Genomic DNA, 19,290 nt, shown 5'->3' with positions numbered 1-19,290 from the left:
AAAACCGCGGCCAGGCCGCGGTTTCTCGAGCTGCGCATGGGGCGCTAGGTGGGGCTTACTCCTGCCATTCCTGCAGCGCGCGGATGGCCGCCTCGCCGTTGCGGATCGCCTTCACGCGGCGTACCACTTCATTGCGCCAGGCCTCGTCCGCATCCTCGTCGGGGACATCGATATCCTGGATCAGCATGCGGATCAAGGCGTGCTTATCCTCTGCACTCAGCAGCTGGATTTTTTCCGCGATCTCGGCAACCAGATTCGACATGATGATCCTCGACGTAATATTTCAGAAATATTAGCTTTAATTTTATGGGTTGTCGACAGGAACCATGTTATCTGTTGGCTTTCTGTCAATTAACTTATTGTCGGGGTCGATGCCGGCCCGTGCAGGGCGTGCGTCGACCATCAGCGTGACGGTCTGATCGGCCTTGTCGACCAGGCGGCGCTCGCGGACAAGCGGATTGCCGTTGCGGTCGTCGACGCCGAATTCGATGTAGTCCTTGAGCGCCACCTGTTTCTCGTCGCCCAGTTCGCCGGCACGCACCTTGCCCGCGTGCGCCTTGATCGTCACCTCGTACTTGCCGTCCTTGCGCTGGCGGACGGTGGCGCTGTCGGTGCGGTTTTCGTACAGGACGATGTGCTCGAACAGGTCGTCGATCAGGTAGGCTTTATCCGGAGGCGTGACCGCACGCAGGCCGTCGACCAGCGCCAGCACGGTGGGGTAGGGCGCGCCCTTGAAACCGTGTTCCTTCAGCAGGCCGCGCAGCACGCCGTTCACCACGTCCTCGCCCAGCAGATCCTGCAGCAGGTACAGCGCCAGGCTGCCCTTGCGGTAGTGGACGTAATCCTGGTTCTCGTTCTGCGCCAGCGGCAGCTCCTTGCGGCGCTCGGTGGCGCGGCCCATCAGGTAGGCGTCCAGGTTGTAGCGCAGGAAGCGGCGCATCTTCTGGCCGCCGACCGCGCGCTTCATGACCATCAGCGCGGTGTATTCGGACAGGCTCTCCGACAGCGCGGTGGCGCCGCGCGTGTTGGCGCCCACCAGCTGGTGGCCCCACCACTGGTGCGCGGTCTCGTGGGCGCTGACGTAGAAGGGATAATCGATGTCCTTGGGCGAATCGTTGTCGATGCGTGCGATGAAGCCCATGCTCTCCGAGAGCGGGATAGTGCCCGGGAAGGCCTGGGCGTAATTACCGTAGCGCGGGAACTCGACGATGCGCAGTTCGCGGAACTGATAGGGACCGAAGCGGCGCGAGGCGTATTCGAGGCCGGCCTGGGCGCCGCGGATCATGCGTTCGACGTTGTATTCGTGGCCCGGGTGGTAGAACACATCGATGGTGACGTCCTGCCAGCGGTCGTGGCGCACTTCGTAGCGCGCCGACTGGATCGCATAGAAGTTCAGGATCGGCTTGTCCATCCGGTAGTGGAAGTAGCGGCGGCCCTTGTCCATCCACTCCTTTTCCAGCGTGCCCGGCGCGATCGCGATCTGGTCCGGAGTGGTGGAGAGCACCGCATCGAAGCCGATCCAGTCGGCGTCCACGCCCAGGCCGTTGTTGGCGCGCGCGGCCTGGTCGTCGCGCGCAGCCATCGGGTCTTTCTTGGGCAGGCCGCGGCGCTTGCGGTCGCGGTCGTCCGTCAGCTCGACCGACGGCTGGTAGCCGATGCGCGGCATGACTTCGTTGGTGAAGAAGGTGCCGTTGCCCACCACCGGCGTGTCGCGGCCGATCCCCAGCAGGCCGCGCGGCGCGTAGTTGACGCGGAATTCGAGCGCCATGCGCGCACCCGGCGCCAGCGGCTCGGCCAGGCGGAAGTGGTAGAAGCCGCGCTCCGGATCGGCCTGCACGGGCTGCGCCGGCTGCGACAGATTGAACTCCAGGCTGGCGCCGCGCTGCTGGTACAGGATCACGTCGCGCAGCGGCTGGCCAGTGCGGTTCTCGAGCTGGTAGCTGCCCTTTACGCGCAGCGTGCGCTGCTCGGGAAGGATATCGGCCGCCAGTTTGACGTCGGCGATGCGCGGCTGCGGCAGTTTGGCGTAGCGGCGGTAGCGCAGTTCGTATTCGGCGCGCTCGCGTTCCTGTTGGGCGCTGGTCCGGAAGCCGCCCGCGTGCAGTTCATAGGCCAGCAGCGCGCCGGTACCGACAAAGATCACGAGGCCCGCGCCGAAGCCGGCCAGCACCGGCATGGACAGGTTGCGGCGCGCCAGGCGCAGGCGCTCGCGCCAGCCGGTATCGACGCCGCGCGCCCACAGCACGCGCGCCGCCACCATCATGACCAGGGCCAGGCCGCCCCAGTACAGCTGGAACAGGTGCTCGCGCAGGAGGTAATACCCGAAGCCGTTCATCGCCGAATAGGTGAAGGACGGGGTGCTGCCGTAGACCAGCATCGGATGGTCGTAGCCGAAGCCCTGGGCGGTTCCAAACACCAGGTACAGCGCGATCAGGATGAAGTAGGCCAGGTAGCGGTTGTTGACGATCACCTGCACCGCCACCGCGGCCACCGCCAGCAGTGCGTACTGCGGCAGCAGCACCGTGAACAGGTAGGTGAAATACAGACCCGGCTCGAGGCCGAACCAGCCTTTGAACAGCTGGATCAGCATCCCGACCAGCATCGCCATGACCAGGAGCAGGGCTTGCAGGCCGATCAGCGCCAGGGTCTTGCCCACCAGCGGCAGCCAGGTCGGCGCCGGCATCGCGTCGAGCATCTGCGCCATGCGCGCCTCGCGCTCGCGCCACACCATTTCCCCGGCGAACAGGGTGGTCACCACCAGCATGTAGAGCTGGAACACGTCGCGGATCAGCTCCAGCACCATGTAGGTGACGGGATAGGTATTGGTGCCGTAGATCGAGCCGAGATCGAGCGAGCTGGCGGCCAGGATCAGGGCGCCGGCGATCGCCAGCGCCAGGAAGTAGACGTTCCTGCACGATTCGCGCAGGTTGTACAGCACCGACTTCCCCAGCAGCAGGGCCAGGCTGCGGCGTTCGAAGTCGGGCGCTTCGCGCGTGTCGACGGCGGAGTGCGACAGCTGCGGGGCGAGGCCGGCCAGCGTGTCGGCCAGCTGCTGGCCCGCGCCCTTCTTGCTGCGCCCATCGAGGTTGCCGGTGGTGTGGAAGCGCCAGTAGCCGAGCAGCAGGACCACCAGCGCGAAGCCGACCCAGATCAGGCGGTTGACCAGGTAGACGCCTTCCAGCGTCACGGCGCGCGTGTTGCGTTCGGCGATCGGCCAGTATTCGGTGAGGCGGATCAGGGCCGTGGTGCCGAAGGGGTCGATCAGTGCGGCCAGGGTCTTGTAGTCGAGGTCACGCGCCAGCGAGGGCGCGATGATGTAGCCGATCATCATGACGATGCTGGCCACGTAGACCGGCAGCATGCGGCGCGACAGCGCGGCCAGCACGAAGAACAGGGAACCGAAGATGAAGGTGTTGGGCAGAAGCGTGAGCAGCCAGGGCATCAGGTAGTTGGCGAAGCCGTTCGGTCCCAGGCGATCTGGTTCGATGCCGGGGATGAAGCTGCCCAGCCAGGCGCCCAGCACGATGCTCGACAGGATCACCGCCAGCGTCACGAAGGCGCCGAGGAAGCGTCCCAGCACGTAGTCCGCCTTGCGGATCGGCGCGCTGAAGAAGAAGTGCTGCATCTCGTATTCGAAGTCCTGCTGCACCGAGCGGCCCATCACGGCGGCCACCACGACCACCCCGAAGCAGCCGAGGAAGGAGGCGGTCAGCGCGATCTGGCGCGGCGCGTTGATCAGGACCCGGCCGCCGAAGGTGACCAGGGCATCCTTGAAGGCGCCGCCGGCGGCGGCCGTCCACAGCATCGCCAGCGCCAGGAACATGCCGAAGTAGACCCAGGTCGACAGCAGCTTGAGGCGCTGCCGCGCCTCGAAACGGGCGATGGCGAACAGCGCTCCCATCGCTCAGCAGTTCCCCGCCGCGGCCTGGTAGTGGCCCGCGATGGTGGCGAAGTAGACGTCTTCCAAGCTGGCGCGAGCCGGCTCGAAGCCGTCGCCCGGGTCGGTCGCGGAATACACGTGGATCAGAGTGCGGCCGGTGAGCAGGCGGGTGGAGATCACCTGGTGGCGTTTCTGGAACACCGGCAGCTCCTGCTTGGTGACGAAGCGCGCCCAGATGAAGTCTTCGATTTCGTAGGTGAGGTCTTGTGGGTCGCCGCACAGCAGCACGTGGCCCTTGTTGATGATCGCCATGTTGGAGCACAGGTCGGCCACGTCGGACACGATGTGGGTGGACAGGATGACGGTCTTGTCTTCGCCGATCTCGGACAGCAGGTTGTGGAAGCGCACCCGTTCCTGCGGGTCCAGGCCGGCGGTCGGTTCGTCGACGATGATCAGGCGCGGGTCGCCCAGCAGGGCCTGGGCGATGCCGAAGCGCTGGCGCATGCCGCCCGAGAAGGTGCCGAGGCGCTGGTGGCGCACTTCCCAGAGATTGGTCTGCTGGAGCAGGCCGTCGACCACCTCCTGCCGCCGGTGCTTGTGCGAGAGGCCCTTGAGCTGGGCGAAATGGTCGAGCATCTCGTAAGCGCTCACTTTCGGGTAGACGCCGAAATCCTGCGGCAGGTAGCCGAGCATGCGGCGTACTTCATCCTTTTCGTCCAGAACGTCGATGTCGTCCAGGAAGACCGAGCCCGAGTCGCATTCCTGCAGGGTGGCCAGGATCCGCATCAGCGTCGATTTGCCGGCGCCGTTCGGACCGAGCAGGCCGAACATCCCGGCCGGGATGTTCAGCGTGACGCGGTCGAGCGCGACCACGCCATTGGCGTAGGTCTTCGACAAATTGCGGATCTTCAATTCCATGCCATGCCCCCAAGCGTGCATATAAACCTTTTCACACTTGCATTGTATTAAATTGTTCCTGGGTTTGTGGTAACTCTGCGACGCACGGACGCTTTGATGGCCCAGATTGCATAATCCGGCGACAGGACGCATGACTTAGCGCATTAATAATTTCCATACATAAACATTGCTCGCGAAAAGGCGGGAAACGTGGATAATGGCAGGATGAACAAGGCCATCCAGGACAAGCTGCTGGCGCTGATGCGCGAAGGGCGCGACCGCGCCGAATCGACCGACTGGTTCCGGGTCGCGCTGGGCCTGTTCTACCTCGCGGCGCTGATGACGGAAGAGGCGATCGATTTCAAGAAAGTCGACCGCGAATTCAACCGTTTCATCTATCACACCCTGGGCAAGGGTCACACCATCACTAGCGTGCTGCAGTTCATGAGCGGCGAAAAGGTCATGCCGACCGTCGAGTCGGCGCGCTTCCTTGAGGCCTTTGCCCGCCACTGCCCGGAAGTGCCGGCCGCATCGATTCCCTTCCTGCTCGAGCTGAACCTGGGCGTGGCGAAGAACATCTCGGGGCTGGAGCCGACGGGGCCGCTGGCCGACTGGATCGCGCGCCAGAAAGCCCTGGCGCCGGGCAGCTAGCGCCGGCTCTCTGCGGCAAGGCCTATAATGATGTTTTCGCATATCGCTTCGACAACATCATGAGTGCATACCGTTCCAGTACCCCCCTCGACAGCCTGATCACCGGTTTCGACAAGGCCCTGCGCGTGGTCGGCGGCGTCGCCTCCGCCTCGCGTCCGAACCCCGGGGCGCACGAAAACGACTGCGAGCTGAGCGACGACGACCGCCGCCACAGCGCCGGCCTGATGCGCGTGAACCACGTCGGTGAGGTGTGCGCGCAGGCGCTGTACGACTCGCAGGCGCGCTTCGGCAAGAGCCCGGCGATCCGGGCCCAGTTCGCGAAATCGGCGCGCGAGGAAGAAGACCACCTGGCGTGGACGGCCGAGCGCCTGTCCGAGCTGGGATCGCAGCCCAGCCTGCTCAATCCGCTGTGGTATGCCGGTTCCTACGTGCTGGGCAGCATCGCGGCCAAGCTGGGCGATCCGCAGAGCCTCGGCTTCGTGGTCGAGACCGAGCGCCAGGTCGAAGCACACTTGAACCGCCACCTGGAAGACCTGCCGCCGCAAGACGTACGCTCGCGCGCGATCGTGGAGCAGATGCGGGTGGATGAAATCGCCCACGGCGCGTCGGCACAGGCGCTGGGCGCGGCCGAGACGCCGGCGCCGGTGAAGCTGTTGATGACCGCGATGTCGAAGGTGATGACGACGACGGCGTATCACATTTGATTGGCTGAATAGCCGCGCTATCAGTTCTTCTCACGTATCGTGTAAACGTCATTCCCGCGAAGGCGGGAATCCAATTTTGCGTGCGTTACGGCTGCTTTGCGAACTTGGATTCCCGCCTGCGCGGGAATGACGGTTTTTAAGGCGGTGGTCGTTTGAAACGCTGGGGATCTGCCAGCATTCGAATCAAACCTCCACAATCTCCACCGTATGCGTGATCTCGGCCGTCTTGGCCAGCATGATCGACGCCGAGCAGTACTTGTCGTGCGACAGGCTCACCGCGCGCTCCACCGCCGCCGGCTTCAGGTTGCGACCCGTGACCGTGAAGTGGAAGTTGATCTTGGTGAAGACCTTGGGATCGGTCTCCGCGCGCTCGGCCTGCAGGGTCACGTCGCAGCCGCGCACGTCCTCGCGGCCGCGTTTCAGGATCAGGACCACGTCGTAGGCGGTGCAGCCGCCGGTGCCGACCAGCACCATCTCCATCGGGCGCGGCGCCAGGTTGTGGCCGCCGCCTTCGGGCGCGCCGTCCATCGACACCATGTGGCCGCTGCCGGTCTCGGCGCGGAAACTCATGCCCGAGGGGCCGTTCCAGCTGACTTTTACTTCCATTGCTTTCTCCGCGATTGAGTGATTGCGAAGCATTGTAAGGCAGGCGGGACGCCTCTGCCGGCGCCCCGGGTTTTCCTCAGACGGCCAGGACGTAGCGCTCGCTCTTCATGCGCCAACTGGCGTAGGCCACGATGAGCAGGGCCGGCAGCGCCGAACACAGGAAGGTCAGCAGCAGGGGAAGCGACTGCACGTCGCCGGCCTTGGACATCTCCTTGATCAGGGTCTGGTTCGACAGCATCGGCACCGCGTACATCCACAGCGCGGTCTTCAGGTCCAGGAAGGACACCACGATGCCCGGAATGATCGGCGCCAGCATCGCGATACTGAGTACGGTCTGCGCTTCCTTGAAGGTCTTGGAGTTCATCGCCAGCGCCACGTACAGGGCCGAGGCCAGCAGCGACAGCGGGATGGTGGCCAGGCAGACCAGGGCCAGTTCGCCCCAGCCCAGGCTCCACGACATCCCGATTTCCTCGAGCGGCAGCCACTTGAGCATCACGTGCGCCAGCACCAGCTCCAGGGTCACGCCGACCACGCCCAGGATGCCCGCCGCCAGCCACTTGCCGCCGATGAGTTCCCAGGTGTGCGCCGGCTGCGCCATCAGCACTTCGAGCGAACGGCGTTCGCGCTCGCCCGCCGTGCTGTCGACCGAGGCCGACATGGTCAGCATGAAGGCGGGCAGGAACAGCACGCCCATGATGCTGCCGACCAGCATGGCCGAGCGCGATGCGTTCGAGCCGGTGTCGTAGCGCTGCACCTGGATCGGGGTCACCGCCGCCGGCGACACGCCGTGCGCCAGCAGGCGTGCGCTGGCCACGTTATTGCCGTAGGCTTCCAGCACGTCTTCGACCTCGCGCCGTTGCGCATTGCTCTCGGCCGCCGAGTCGTACCAGACTTCGACGCGCGCCGGGCGCATCGCCTGGTAGTTCTCGACGAAGTCGTCCGACAGGCGCAGCACCGCTGCGACCTTCTTCGCGCGCAGCAGTTCGCCGATGGCTTCCTCGTCCATCTGCGGCGTGTCCTTGACCGTGATGTTCTTCTGGCCCAGCTGGGCCATCAGGGTCGGCGCCTTGGCTGCGCCGATCACGGCCAGGTCGACGCCTTCGCGTTCGGTCTTGGTGCTCTTGTCGATCAGCTGGTGCAAGGTCATGCCGATGATCAGCGGGTACAGCAGCGTGAACAGGGCCAGCATGGCCAGCGTGCGCTTGTCGCGCAGCGTCTCGCGCAGTTCCTTGAAAAAGACGATCCAGAGTTTCGATGCGGTGCGCGCTTTCATGCGATCCCTTCCTCGGTGCCGACCAGGCTGACGAAGGCGTCTTCCAGGCTGGCGATGCCGGTGCGCCGGCACAGTTCTTCGGGCGAGCCCTGGGCCACGGTGTGGCCGCCGGCAATGACGATCACGTCCTCGCACAGCGCGGTCACTTCCTGCATCACATGGGTCGCCATGATCACGCAGCAGCCGTCGGCGCGCAGTGCGCTCAGGGCGGTGCGCAGGGAGCGCGTGCTCATCACGTCCAGGCCGCGGCTCGGTTCGTCGAGCAGCAGGTGGCGCGGGCGGTGCAGCAGGGTGCGAGCGAGCGCCACCTTGATGCGCTGGCCCTGCGAGAAGCCCTTGCTGCGGCGCGCCAGGATGTCTTCCATGCCGAGCAGCTCCGAGACTTCGTCGATGCGGCGGCCGATCGCGGCGCGCTCCATGCCGTTCAGCTCACCGAAATAGGTGAGGTATTCGCGCGTGCTCAGGCGCTCGTACAGCCCGAACTGGTCGGTCAGGAAGCCGATGCTGCGGCGTACCGCCATCGGATCCTTCTCGGGGTCGACGCCGTCGATCGAGATGCTGCCCTGGTCGCGCTTGAGCAGCCCGACCAGGGTGCGCAGCAGGGTGGTCTTGCCGGCGCCGTTGGGGCCGAGCAGCGCGGTGATCTGGCCGTCGCGCGCGGTGAAACTGACGCCGCCCAGCGCCTGGACGGCGCCGAACTTCTTGCGTACATCGTGGACTTCAATCATGTTCTTCGCCTTAGGGTTGCGGGCCGGCGGCGCCGAGCTGGAAGGTCGGGGCCGGGATCTCGTTCAGGCACGCGGCATCGAGCCTGGCCTGCGGCTTGTCGAGGAATTCGCGCAGCAGGCGCGGCGCGCAGCCGAGCTGGGTCACGCCATGGCCGGCATTCGCCACCACCACCTGCTGGGCGTGCGCCATGCTGGCCGCGGCGCTGGCGGCGCGGTGCGGCGGCGTGACCGGATCGAGCGCGCCGGACAGCAGCAGGGCCGGGGCCTCGATCCGGCTCGGCGCCTTGTACGGCACCGCCGGCACGTTCATGGCCGCGCACATGGCGGGCATCTTGTCGGCCAGCGGCTTGGTCAGCTGGCCGACGTCGCGCGCGCGCAGTTCCGGCGTGAAGCGCGGGATGTCCTCGGCGCAGACCACCGCCAGGTGCAGCAGCGTCGCCATATTGCCTTCGGCGCCGAAGTCGGTCGCCAGGTTCTGGCGCGCCACGAAAGGCTCCCAGCGGCCCTGCGCCGCATTGTGGATCAGGAAGGGCAGGCGGCGCGCATCGGCCGGCGAGTACAGCACGTTGTGCACGGTGCCGAGGAAGCGCTGGGCGCTCATGTTCACCTCGACCTGCTGGGCGGTGCGCGGATCCGGCATCGACAGCTTCATGCTGCCGGCTTCCAGCTTGCGCACCAGGCCGTCGAATTCGGCGCGCAGGTTCGGGAAGGCCTTGCTGCAGCCGGCATCCTTGGCGCACAGCTCGAACATCTTGTCGAGCGCGGCCTGGCCGTCGCGGGCGCCGGCCGGGATCACCTGGTCGGGCGCGGCGACGCCGTCCAGCACCAGGCTGCGCACGCTGGCCGGATACAGGCGCGCATAGGCCTGGCCCAGGCGGGTGCCGTAGGAACCGCCCCAGACGTTGACGGCGCCATAGCCGAGCGCGCGGCGCACCGCTTCCAGGTCGCGCGCGGCGGCCTCGGTGGTATAGGCGGCCCACGGAGCCTTGGTGGCGGCGATGCAGGCGCGCAGCTCGCCTTCGAGCTGCTCCTCGCTCATGCGCTCGTGTTCCGGCTTATTCTTGCAATCGAGCTTGCCCGACAGGCCAGTGCCGCGCTGGTCGATGAACACGATGTCGCGGGTGGCGCGCACGCGGTTGAAGGCGAGGCTCAGCAGCTGCACGATGTCGCTGCCGGCCTGGCCGGGACCGCCGGCCAGCACGAACAGCGGGTCGCCGCGGGTATTGGCACGATGGGCCGGCGCCACGGTGACGTGCAGCTTGAGGCTGCCGGCGCCCGGCTTGGCATGGTCCAGCGGGACGTTCAGGGTGACGCATTGCAGGGCGTCGGTGACGCCGGGCAGGTGACAGCTACGGGTGGTGGTTGGCGCTGCGGGTGCTTTGGCGGCGCTGCCGGGCGCCGCCGCACCCGCCGTCGACGCCGCCAGCAGGAAGGCGGCGGCAGGCAGGAACGATCTTGTCTTCACACAATCTCCTCAAAGGATGCATGCATAGTAGATTGGCATCGTTTTGGCGGTCAATGTATTAGTTGCACCATCGCACGAAATTATGCGATCCGGGAACGCTTTGTTCTCCTGGCGAGAACTGGCTCAGAAGAGGGCGGGGAAAATGCGACAGCGGGCGTGACGCGGATTGACGAGCAGACTGCTCTTCGGCTATCATCGTGGGCTTTCCCTTTGCTCGGGGAAGACAATAAGGCAGAGTCCGCTGCAGCAAGGGCGGAACCACCACAGTGAGCATTTAACCTATTTAGGAAGTCATCATGAAAACTTTTTCCGCTAAGGGCCATGAAGTCCAGCGCGACTGGTTGGTGATTGACGCGACGGACTTGGTCCTCGGACGTGTTGCCAGCGAAGTGGCACTCCGACTGCGCGGCAAACACAAGCCGGAATTCACTCCGCACGTCGACACCGGCGATTACATCATCGTCGTCAACGCAGGCAAGCTGCGCGTGACCGGTACCAAGGCCACTAACAAGACCTACTACCGTCACTCGGGCTACCCAGGCGGCATCTACGAAACCAACTTCCTGAAGATGCAGCAGCGCTTCCCGGGCCGTGCCCTGGAAAAGGCTGTCAAAGGCATGCTGCCGAAGGGCCCGCTGGGCTATGCAATGATCAAGAAGCTGAAAGTGTACGCGGAAGGTTCGCACCCGCACGCAGCACAGCAACCACAAGCACTGACCCTCTAAGGAACTGACATGATCGGTAACTACAACTACGGCACCGGCCGTCGCAAGAGTGCAGTCGCTCGCGTGTTCATCAAAGCCGGCACCGGCCTGATCGTCGTGAACGGCAAGCCTGCGAACGAATACTTCTCGCGCGAGACCGGCCTGATGGTCATCCGTCAGCCGCTGGAACTGACCGGCAACGTCGAGCGTTTCGACATCAAGGTCAACGTGCACGGTGGTGGTGAGTCGGGCCAGGCAGGCGCCGTCCGCCACGGCATCACCCGCGCTCTGATCGACTACGACGCAGGCCTCAAGGGCGACCTGGCACGTGCCGGTTTCGTCACCCGTGACGCCCGTGAAGTCGAGCGTAAGAAAGTCGGCCTGCGTAAAGCACGTCGCGCAAAGCAGTTCTCGAAGCGTTAATTCGTTTCACCTGCTGGCAGCGTCCTTGGGGCGCTGCTGCGAAAGCCGTCCTCCGCAAGGTGGGCGGCTTTTTGCTTTTGGGGCGCGTTTATATGCATCCATGCGCCCTGATTTGCGAAATTCATGGCTATTCGCCAATATTCATCTTTCAAGTCTTGCATGAATCGCCAAGAATACGGCCATTCCATTGACGTTCAGGAAAGGTTGATATGAATTTTGGCGAAAGACTCAAGGGGCTCAGGACCGACAAGGGCCTGACCCAGCCGCAGTTCGCGGCGCTGGCCGGCATCGAGCAGTCCTACCTGTCGAAGCTGGAAAACGACAAGTCGGTGCCTTCGGCCGAGATGTTCGACACCATCGTGTCCGCGCTCGGGATGGATGCCGCGACCTTCCTGCAGGAGGTTGACAGGGAGGTGATCGACTCGACCCTGCGCCATGTCCCTTCCGTCACCCAGTTCAAGACGCAGGCCGTGACCGAACAGGTGCACCACACGAAGCGCTGGGTGTTCGGTTCGGCGGCAGCATGGCTGTTGGGTTTCGCCATCATGCTGGCGGCAAACGACGGCATCTTTTTCCCGAACGAGCTTTACGTCTACAAATCCCCCGGGGTGTTCCTGGCCGACGAAGGGGAGAATGTCTTTGACAGCTACGGGAAGATTCTGGCTCTGCAGCAGCGCGCCAAACTCATCACGGACGAAGAGGCAAGCAGACGCTTGTCCGAGTTCACGGCCAAGCGCGAGCGTCCGCTCACCGTGGAATGGCCCGAAAGCCGCGGCACCATCTATTACGAAGCCACCGAAAACGGCAAGCGTCGCTTCGACCTGGCCAATATCAGGGGCTTGGAGAGCACCGGCAACAGGCTGTTGCAATATATCGGCGCCCTCGTCTTCGCTTGCGGCTTCCTTTGTATCTTCATTGAATGGCGCCTGCGCCGCCTGAAAAAACAGCTTCGTTAATTTTTCAACCAGCAAGGGAACACATGTCGCAACTCCGCACCTTCTTCGCCGGCGCCACCACCATGGCCGCGGCCCTGGCCGCCATCATGACCCTGACCGGCTCCGCCGACCCGGGCCGGCGCGCCAGCTTCGACGAGATCACCGTCGGCCGCATCAACATCGTCGAGCCGGACGGCACCAAGCGCATCGTCATTTCCAACAAGGCGCAGTTCCCGGGCGACTTCATGCAGGGGAAAGAGCGTGCGCGGCCGGATCGCAGCAGCTTCGCCGGCATGATCTTCATTAACGAGGAAGGCACGGAAAACGGCGGCTTCCTCCAGAAGGGCAGCATCGGCGCCGACGGCAAGATTGCCTCCGGCCTGTCGCTCACCTTCGACCGCTTCCGCCAGGACCAGGCGCTGCAATTGCTGACCAACGACAGCGCCGTCCACCAGCAGACCGCCATCAAGATCAACGACGTGCCGATGTACAGCACGACCGCGATTGCCGATTACGCGCGCTTCCGCCAGGAAGCCGGCAAACTGCCCGAGGCCGAGCAGCGCGCCTACTGGGACAAGCTGGCGGACGAAGGCCGCCTGAGCCAGAACCGCATCTGGCTCGGCAATACCATCGGCAAGAGCTCGACCCTGCAGCTGAAGGATGCCAAGGGCCGGGTCCGCATGATGCTGATGGTGACGCCCGAGGGCAAGGCCGAGATCCAGATGCTGGACGAGCAGGGCAAAGTCACCAAGTCGATCACGCCGGGCTCGGCCGACCAGGCTTAAAACAGCTCGACGCCCTGCCTGCGCGCCTCGCGCTCCACGCTGATCATCTTCAAGGCGGGGAGCGCGGCGCCGAGCAGCTGCTGGGCTTCCTCGCGATTCGTGTCCGTAGGAACCGCCAGCACCCGCAACAGCACGGGGTCGATCACACCCCAGTTCGCCCCATCATGGCAGCCCGAGCCGCCGCAAAAGGCCTGGAACACCACGAGCGGCCGGCCCTCGGCCGCATTCACGCATTGGCCGCCGATGAAGTCGATGCCGCGGAAACGCAGGAGGGTAGCAAGCCCGTTGCGGGACACGGTGACGACGCCTTCCGCGCGTTCTTCAGCGACCCTGGTGTCGCGCGCGAGCACCTCGATCCGAGCGTCCGAACCGCCGCAGGAGAATCGATCGGCGGCTAGGGCGGGCGCCGCGCCCATCGCTAGGTAGGCAAGGCAAAGCAGGGCGCAGGTTCGCATGGAATCTCCGAATGGATGGGGTGGCGACGCTCCCATGGTAAATCGCCGCCGGGTCTCTTGTGCAAAGAATATTTGCATGGCGAGCCCTGCATGCAAATATTCTTTGCAATGCCTGTCGCGGGCCTTGCCGGCGCACGCATTTTTCACGACTGTTAAAATGCAGCCTCGTCCTGAAAAGGTCATTCTTACATCACGAAGGAACAGAACATGATCAAAGTTGGTATCGTTGGCGGAACCGGATATACGGGCGTGGAATTGCTGCGGCTGTTGGCCGTGCACCCCGACGTGCAGCTGACGGCGATCACTTCGCGCAAGGAAGACGGCCTGCCAGTGGCCGACATGTTCCCCTCGCTGCGCGGCGTCGTCGACCTGGCCTTCTCGAGCCCCGACAAGGCCGACCTGACCCAGTGCGACGTGGTGTTCTTCGCCACCCCGCACGGCGTCGCCATGGCCCAGGCCCCGGCGCTGCTGGCAGCTGGCGTCAAGGTCATCGACCTGGCGGCCGACTTCCGCCTGAAGGACCAGGCCACGTTCGAGAAGTGGTACAAGATCCCGCACACCGCGCCCGAGCTGATCGAAGAAGCCGTGTACGGCCTGCCGGAACTGAACCGTGACGACATCAAGGGCGCGCGCCTGATCGCCAACCCGGGCTGCTACCCGACCACCATGCAGCTCGGCTTCGTGCCGCTGCTGAAAGCCGGCCTGGTCGATGCGGGCAACCTGATCGCCGACTGCAAGTCGGGCGTCTCGGGCGCCGGCCGCAAAGCCGAGATCGGCACGCTGTTCTCGGAGTCGAGCGACAACTTCAAGGCCTACGGCGTGCACGGCCATCGCCACACCCCGGAAACCTCGGCCCAGCTGGCGCGCTACACCGAGCAGAAGGTCGGCCTGATCTTCACCCCGCACCTGGTGCCGATGATCCGCGGCATGCACGCGACCCTGTACGCGCGCCTGAACAAGGACATCGACGACGCGGCCCTGCAGGCCCTGTTCGAAGACACCTACAAGGACAGCGCTTTCGTGGACGTGATGCCCTTCGGCTCGCACCCGGAAACCCGCTCGACCCGCGGCTCGAACATGCTGCGCCTGGCGCTGCACCGTCCGGAAGGCGGCAACACGGTCGTGATCCTGGTGGTCCAGGACAACCTGGTCAAGGGCGCCTCGGGCCAGGCCGTGCAGTGCATGAACCTGATGTTCGGTCTCGACGAAACCACCGGCCTGAAGCAGATCGCCCTGCTGCCTTAATCCTCCGGCCCGGCGCCGCCGTCGCTGCCCCTGCGCTTGGGCAGCGCCACGTGCGGCGCCAGCACGAAGGTGCAGCTGAGTATCTGCGTGCGCTCCGGCGCCCGCGGCTGGCTCATCAAGGCGCACAGGCGCTGCAGCAAGGCGTTCGCTTCCACCACTTCCTCCGGGCTCAGCCAGGCCTTGTTGCGCGCCGCCCAGAGCTGGCGCGCGCTTCCTTCCGTCACGACGTCCGGCAAGTCCAGGGCGTCGTCGAAATCCTGCTGCGCCACCTTGAGTAAACCACGCGTGAACTTGCGCAGGGCCTGTTTTCCAGGCTCCGAGGCGGGCCGATAGGCCAGCCGCAGCGCCCGCGTCGCGTGGCCCGGCAGCGCATAGCGCCGCGCCTCGTCTTCCCCTTCCGCCGATTCCGTAACCAATCCCGCCCGGCACAAGACCTTCAGGTGGTAATACAGCCCGTCGACGTGCCGGCCGAGCTGTAGGGCGAGCTCGGCCGCGCTGACCTGGCCGCCCAGCGCCGCAAGGGTGTCGACGATTTCCTGGCGCACGGGCGAGGCCAGGACCTCGATCAGGGCGGGGTCGTCAATGATCCGGTATTCGTCCTGCATGATTTTCTCCGCCATGTGTTTGTGTTGAAATTTACCTATATTATTTCAACACACTTTTCGACCAGACGGAAGACCATGCGATTCCTGAACTACCTGTTGACGGCGGCAAGCCTCTTGATGCTCGCGCTGCCCCTTGCGCACGCCGCAGAGCCCCTGTCCAGCCTGGGCGCGGCCCAGTTCCGCGAGGACCTGGCTTTTATCCGCAAGACCATCGATACCGCCCATCCGGATCCCGGCTTTTCCACCGATCGCGCCGCAGTGGAAGCCGCGCTCGAGCGGCTGGGGCAGGACCTGCCGCCCGTCTTGAGCCGCGACGAAGCCTGGTGGCGCCTCGCGACGCTCAACCCCCTGTTCGCCGATGCGCATTTCTTCATTGGCTACCCCGACTGGCGGGGTGAGGCGAAGGCCTGGCTGGCCGGCGGCGGCGTGCTGTTTCCGATTGAGGTCGAGATCGGCCCGGACGGCCGGCTGTTCGTGCGCAGCCCGGAGCGGCCGCGGATCATCTCCATCGACGGTGTCGATGCGGAGCAGCTCGTTTCCACGCTCTTGGCGCGGATCCACGGCGACACCCCGGCGTTCCGGGCCAACCTGCTGGCCGAACGCTGGTGGTTCTACTATGGGAAGCGCTTCGGCGCCGCGCAGCGGTACCAAGTGGTGCTCGACGAGGCGGGCCGGCGCCGGACCGTGCAGCTGCCCGCTAGCCGCGCCATCCCGCGCCTGCTGGCCGAGGAGGCCGACTTTGCGTCCCTGTACCGCCTCGCCATCGGCAAGGACGGCAAGGCGGTGCTGACGGTCGGCAGTTTCAGCCAGCCCGATCCGTCGCCCTTCCTGGCCTTTACGCGCGATGCCTTTGCCCGCATTCGCGACGCCGGCGTGACCGAGCTGGAAATCGATGTCAGCCGCAACGGTGGCGGCGACGATGCGCTGTGGCTGGACGGCCTGATGCCTTACCTGGCTAGCCGGCCATACCGCACCGGATCGACCTACCGCGCCCGGGCGCGGGCGCAGGAAGGCGCGGCGGCGCCCGTGACCGACGGCGAAATCACGACCTGGCGCCAGCCCCAGCCGGAGAATCCCTTGCGCTTCGGCGGCAAACTCAGCGTCCGGATCGGACCGGCGACCTACTCGTCGGCCGTCCTGTTCGCCAATGTGATGCGCGATTTCGGCATGGCGCGCCTGATTGGCGCCGGCGGGGCGGCGCGCACGACCCAATCGGGTGGCGTGCGCAGCTTCAGCCTGCCGCATTCCGGCCTGCCTTTCTACCTGCCTCGTTTCATCCTCGATCCGCCCGCCGGACGCGTCTCGCGCGCCTTGCTGGAGTCCGCCATGCCCTGAGAAAGCCGCGTATTTGTGTTGCCAATGTGTATACATTTTTTGATTGCGCGAGCGCATTCTTGCCGAGCCGATCTATATCAAGGACGCTCCTGTTAAGAGCGGTAAATTGACCAATGCACAGGTTGATTTCTGCGCCCCCGGCATTTGCCGCGGGCGACACACTGGAAGGGGTGGATCATGTTCGGTCGACAAGTAAAGAGCGAGATTGACAGCCTGGTCGGCATCTCGGCCCGCATCGAAGGTGACCTGTGCTTTACCGGAGGCCTGCGCATCGACGGCGAGGTGCATGGCAACGTGGTGGCGGCGGACGGCGCCGACAGCATGCTGATCGTGTCCGAGCATGCCCGCATCGAGGGTGAAGTACGCTGCGCCAGCCTGGTGGTCAACGGCTACATCGCGGGCTCGGTATATTCGTCAGAACTCCTTGAATTACAGCCGAAAGGCCGCATACATGGTGATGTACATTACCGCTTGCTCGAAATGCACGGCGGCGCCCTCGTGACGGGGAAATTGACCCACGAACCCGCCAGCGAGCCGGTGTTTCATCTAGCCGACGCCGAGGTGGGGTCGGCAGCATGAGTTGCGCCAACGGTCTATAATGGGCGTAATTCAGTATTTCACCAGGAGTGTTTCATGACCGCAGTCGCCGAAGTGCAAGAGCACGACACGATCCCCGTTCCGATCAACTTCACCGACAGCGCCGCAGAAAAAGTTGCCCAGCTGATCGAAGAAGAGGGCAATCCCGACCTCAAGCTGCGCGTGTTCGTGCAGGGTGGCGGTTGCTCCGGTTTCCAGTATGGCTTCACCTTTGACGAAATCGTCAACGAAGACGACACCACGATGGAAAAGAACGGTGTCCAGCTGCTGATCGACTCGATGAGCTACCAGTACCTGGTCGGCGCCGAGATCGACTACAAGGACGACCTCGAAGGCGCCCAGTTCGTGATCAAGAACCCGAACGCCACCTCGACCTGCGGTTGCGGTTCGTCGTTCTCCGCGTAACTTCCCCCAGGCCGCCCGGGTAGACCGGGCAGTCGAACGGCCCGGTTCATCCGGGCCGTTTCTTATTGAGGGTCCGGTTTTCGCCAGGCCCTTTGTTGTTTACGCCGGGTACAAGGCGCCGAGGATGCGCGGACCGCGCGCACCCGTCACCGCCGGCAGATTGCCCGGCGCGCGCTGCATGAAGCGGTAGCCGAGCCAGGCGAAGGCCAGCGCCTCGACCCGGTTCGGGGCAATGCCCAGCGCCGCCGTCGATTCCACCGGCACGCCGCCCAGCGCGGCGCTGATGGCCTGCATCAGGGTCGCGTTGTAGGCGCCGCCGCCGCACACGTAAACCGCCTCCACCGCCGCGTGCTCGGCGCGGATGGCATCGGCGATCGTCAGCGCCGTCAGGCGCGTCAGGGTCGCCATGACATCGGCCGGCGCCAGCTGCCCGAAACCCTTCAGCTTGTGATCCAGCCACCCGTCGTGGAACAGGTCGCGGCCGGTGCTCTTGGGCGCCGGCTGGCGGAAATAGGGCTCGTCCAGCAGGGCCTCCAGCAGCGGCTGGTCGACGGCGCCGCTGGCGGCCCAGGCGCCATCCTCGTCGTAGGCCTTGCCCAGGTGGCGGCCGATCCACAAGTCCATCAGCACATTGCCCGGACCGGTATCGAAACCGGTGACACGGCCGTCGCCGTACAGCACGCTGATGTTGCCGATCCCACCGATGTTCACCACCACGCGCGCGGTGCCCGGCTTGCCGAAGGCAGCCTCGTGGAAGGCCGGCACCAGCGGCGCGCCCTGGCCGCCGGCCGCGACGTCGCGCGTGCGGAAGTCGGCGACGACGTCGATCCCCGTCAGTTCCGCCAGCAGCGCAGGGTTGTTGGTCTGGCGCGTGAAGCCCAGTTCCGGACGGTGGCGGATGGTCTGTCCATGCACGGCCACGGCCGCCACAGGACCGCCGCCGGCGGGCAGCAGCTGGCGCACGCAGTCGGCGTAGCACAGGGCCAGGCCGTTGGCGGCCAGGCCTTCACGCTCGAGCTCGTTCTCGCTGGCGGCCTGCAGCGCCATCAGTTCGCTGCGTAGCGCGGCGGGGAAGGGCGTAAAGGCTGCAGCCAGGGTGCGGATGCTGCCGTTGGCGAAATCGGCCAGCACGCCGTCCACGCCGTCGAGGCTGGTGCCGGACATCAGGCCGATGTACAGGGAAGAGGTCTCGCTCATGTTCTCTCGATGGTGATGGAGGCAGACCTGGCGCAGGCCTGCCGGCCATGCAGTCTAAACGGTCGGACTGGAAAGCGGAAGCCATCGGGAAGGAGAGGGCGGACGGTGCTGAGCAACGGTTAATCAGCGTATTCAGCCTTTCGGTTGTTGCAATGTGTGCATTTTGCGGAAAATCCAGGTGCTAGACTGGACTTGCATCGAACTTGTAATCTGGACGGAACATGAAGAAATCCAAGCATTTCGGCTACGCCGCCATCGCCTTCGGCATTGCCAGCGCCGGGTTCATCCTGGGCGGCCACGTCGCGCTCGGCGGCGGCCTGGGCGGGCTGGCCGCTGCGTATGCGGCCCTGGCTTTCCGCGCGCATGACCGGGAACAGCGCGATTCCTGAAAAGCGGCTCC

General features: G+C 65.0%; 21 protein-coding genes. 11 read left to right on the top strand and 10 right to left on the bottom strand.

Features of this window, described 5'->3' with window-relative positions; translation table 11 throughout:
* Positions 1-55: 55 nt before the first annotated feature.
* Genes GV068_RS06185 through GV068_RS06175 form a run of 3 tightly spaced genes read right to left on the bottom strand, consistent with a single transcriptional unit; the run spans position 56 to position 4,798 of the window.
* On the bottom strand, positions 56-262 hold the full coding sequence (locus tag GV068_RS06185; protein ID WP_159696502.1) for an addiction module protein: 207 nt from the start codon (positions 260-262) through the stop codon (positions 56-58).
* Positions 263-304: 42 nt separating this feature from the next.
* Complete coding sequence (locus GV068_RS06180) at positions 305-3,901, bottom strand: M1 family aminopeptidase (RefSeq protein WP_159696501.1); 3,597 nt, start codon at positions 3,899-3,901, stop codon at positions 305-307.
* A gap of 3 nt (positions 3,902-3,904) precedes the next feature.
* On the bottom strand, positions 3,905-4,798 hold the full coding sequence (locus GV068_RS06175) for an ABC transporter ATP-binding protein (RefSeq protein WP_159696500.1): 894 nt from the start codon (positions 4,796-4,798) through the stop codon (positions 3,905-3,907).
* Between the two features lie 204 nt (positions 4,799-5,002).
* Between GV068_RS06175 and GV068_RS06170 the strand changes: the two genes are divergently transcribed.
* Both GV068_RS06170 and coq7 read left to right on the top strand, forming a co-directional pair.
* Positions 5,003-5,428, top strand: a complete 426-nt coding sequence (locus tag GV068_RS06170; RefSeq protein ID WP_159696499.1) for a hypothetical protein — start codon at positions 5,003-5,005, stop codon at positions 5,426-5,428.
* 59 nt (positions 5,429-5,487) lie between these two features.
* Positions 5,488-6,132, top strand: a complete 645-nt coding sequence (coq7, locus tag GV068_RS06165) for a 2-polyprenyl-3-methyl-6-methoxy-1,4-benzoquinone monooxygenase (protein ID WP_159696498.1) — start codon at positions 5,488-5,490, stop codon at positions 6,130-6,132.
* A gap of 183 nt (positions 6,133-6,315) precedes the next feature.
* On the opposite strand, the gene GV068_RS06160 is transcribed toward coq7, so the two are convergent.
* The 4 genes from GV068_RS06160 to GV068_RS06145 all read right to left on the bottom strand — a co-directional run bounded on the left by GV068_RS06160 (position 6,316) and on the right by GV068_RS06145 (position 10,204).
* The gene (locus tag GV068_RS06160) at positions 6,316-6,738 is read right to left on the bottom strand and encodes an OsmC family protein (RefSeq protein WP_159696497.1); all 423 of its coding nucleotides are present in this window, start codon (positions 6,736-6,738) and stop codon (positions 6,316-6,318) included.
* A gap of 76 nt (positions 6,739-6,814) precedes the next feature.
* A complete protein-coding gene (locus GV068_RS06155; RefSeq protein ID WP_159696496.1) occupies positions 6,815-8,011 on the bottom strand; it encodes an ABC transporter permease in 1,197 nt (398 codons plus the stop codon).
* Positions 8,008-8,739, bottom strand: a complete 732-nt coding sequence (locus tag GV068_RS06150) for an ATP-binding cassette domain-containing protein (RefSeq protein ID WP_159696495.1) — start codon at positions 8,737-8,739, stop codon at positions 8,008-8,010. The genes GV068_RS06155 and GV068_RS06150 overlap by 4 nt, the downstream gene beginning before the upstream one ends.
* Positions 8,740-8,749: 10 nt before the next feature.
* A complete protein-coding gene (locus GV068_RS06145) occupies positions 8,750-10,204 on the bottom strand; it encodes an alpha/beta fold hydrolase (RefSeq protein WP_159696494.1) in 1,455 nt (484 codons plus the stop codon).
* Positions 10,205-10,500: 296 nt separating this feature from the next.
* On the opposite strand from GV068_RS06145, the gene rplM reads away from it, so the two are divergent.
* From rplM to GV068_RS06125, 4 genes are all read left to right on the top strand, one after another.
* Entirely contained in the window at positions 10,501-10,929 is a 429-nt protein-coding gene (gene rplM, locus GV068_RS06140; protein ID WP_027865815.1) for a 50S ribosomal protein L13, read from the top strand.
* Between the two features lie 9 nt (positions 10,930-10,938).
* Complete coding sequence (rpsI, locus tag GV068_RS06135) at positions 10,939-11,331, top strand: 30S ribosomal protein S9 (protein WP_027865814.1); 393 nt, start codon at positions 10,939-10,941, stop codon at positions 11,329-11,331.
* A gap of 209 nt (positions 11,332-11,540) precedes the next feature.
* On the top strand, positions 11,541-12,287 hold the full coding sequence (locus tag GV068_RS06130) for a helix-turn-helix domain-containing protein (protein ID WP_159696493.1): 747 nt from the start codon (positions 11,541-11,543) through the stop codon (positions 12,285-12,287).
* 23 nt (positions 12,288-12,310) lie between these two features.
* Positions 12,311-13,051, top strand: a complete 741-nt coding sequence (locus GV068_RS06125; protein WP_159696492.1) for a hypothetical protein — start codon at positions 12,311-12,313, stop codon at positions 13,049-13,051.
* Here the strand turns inward: GV068_RS06125 and GV068_RS06120 are convergent.
* A complete protein-coding gene (locus GV068_RS06120; RefSeq protein WP_159696491.1) occupies positions 13,048-13,506 on the bottom strand; it encodes a hypothetical protein in 459 nt (152 codons plus the stop codon). The two genes, GV068_RS06125 and GV068_RS06120, sit on opposite strands and share 4 nt — an antisense overlap.
* 207 nt (positions 13,507-13,713) lie before the next feature.
* Here GV068_RS06120 and argC point away from each other — a divergent pair, with 207 nt between their 5' ends.
* On the top strand, positions 13,714-14,751 hold the full coding sequence (argC, locus tag GV068_RS06115; RefSeq protein WP_159696490.1) for an N-acetyl-gamma-glutamyl-phosphate reductase: 1,038 nt from the start codon (positions 13,714-13,716) through the stop codon (positions 14,749-14,751).
* Here argC and GV068_RS06110 read toward each other — a convergent pair.
* Positions 14,748-15,371 (bottom strand): helix-turn-helix domain-containing protein, encoded by a 624-nt coding sequence (locus tag GV068_RS06110; RefSeq protein WP_159696489.1) that lies wholly within the window; start codon positions 15,369-15,371, stop codon positions 14,748-14,750. The two genes, argC and GV068_RS06110, sit on opposite strands and share 4 nt — an antisense overlap.
* Positions 15,372-15,431: 60 nt before the next feature.
* On the opposite strand from GV068_RS06110, the gene GV068_RS06105 reads away from it, so the two are divergent.
* The 3 genes from GV068_RS06105 (at position 15,432) to erpA (ending at position 17,693) form a co-directional block, all read left to right on the top strand.
* Complete coding sequence (locus GV068_RS06105) at positions 15,432-16,691, top strand: S41 family peptidase (RefSeq protein WP_159696488.1); 1,260 nt, start codon at positions 15,432-15,434, stop codon at positions 16,689-16,691.
* Positions 16,692-16,868: 177 nt separating this feature from the next.
* A complete protein-coding gene (locus GV068_RS06100; RefSeq protein ID WP_159696487.1) occupies positions 16,869-17,270 on the top strand; it encodes a polymer-forming cytoskeletal protein in 402 nt (133 codons plus the stop codon).
* Between the two features lie 54 nt (positions 17,271-17,324).
* Entirely contained in the window at positions 17,325-17,693 is a 369-nt protein-coding gene (gene erpA / locus GV068_RS06095; RefSeq protein WP_027865807.1) for an iron-sulfur cluster insertion protein ErpA, read from the top strand.
* A gap of 99 nt (positions 17,694-17,792) precedes the next feature.
* Here erpA and GV068_RS06090 read toward each other — a convergent pair whose 3' ends face one another.
* Positions 17,793-18,890 carry an anhydro-N-acetylmuramic acid kinase gene (locus GV068_RS06090; protein ID WP_159696486.1) on the bottom strand — a complete coding sequence of 366 codons (1,098 nt, stop codon included), beginning with the start codon at positions 18,888-18,890 and terminating at the stop codon, positions 17,793-17,795.
* 221 nt (positions 18,891-19,111) lie between these two features.
* Here GV068_RS06090 and GV068_RS06085 point away from each other — a divergent pair, with 221 nt between their 5' ends.
* On the top strand, positions 19,112-19,279 hold the full coding sequence (locus GV068_RS06085) for a hypothetical protein (RefSeq protein ID WP_159696485.1): 168 nt from the start codon (positions 19,112-19,114) through the stop codon (positions 19,277-19,279).
* Positions 19,280-19,290: the final 11 nt, after the last annotated feature.

The sequence above is a fragment of the Massilia sp. 9I genome (assembly GCF_902506415.1).
GTDB lineage: Bacteria > Pseudomonadota > Gammaproteobacteria > Burkholderiales > Burkholderiaceae_D > Telluria.
The sequence above is the reverse complement of the archived record's forward strand: the minus strand, read 5'-3'. Positions and strand labels throughout refer to the sequence as shown.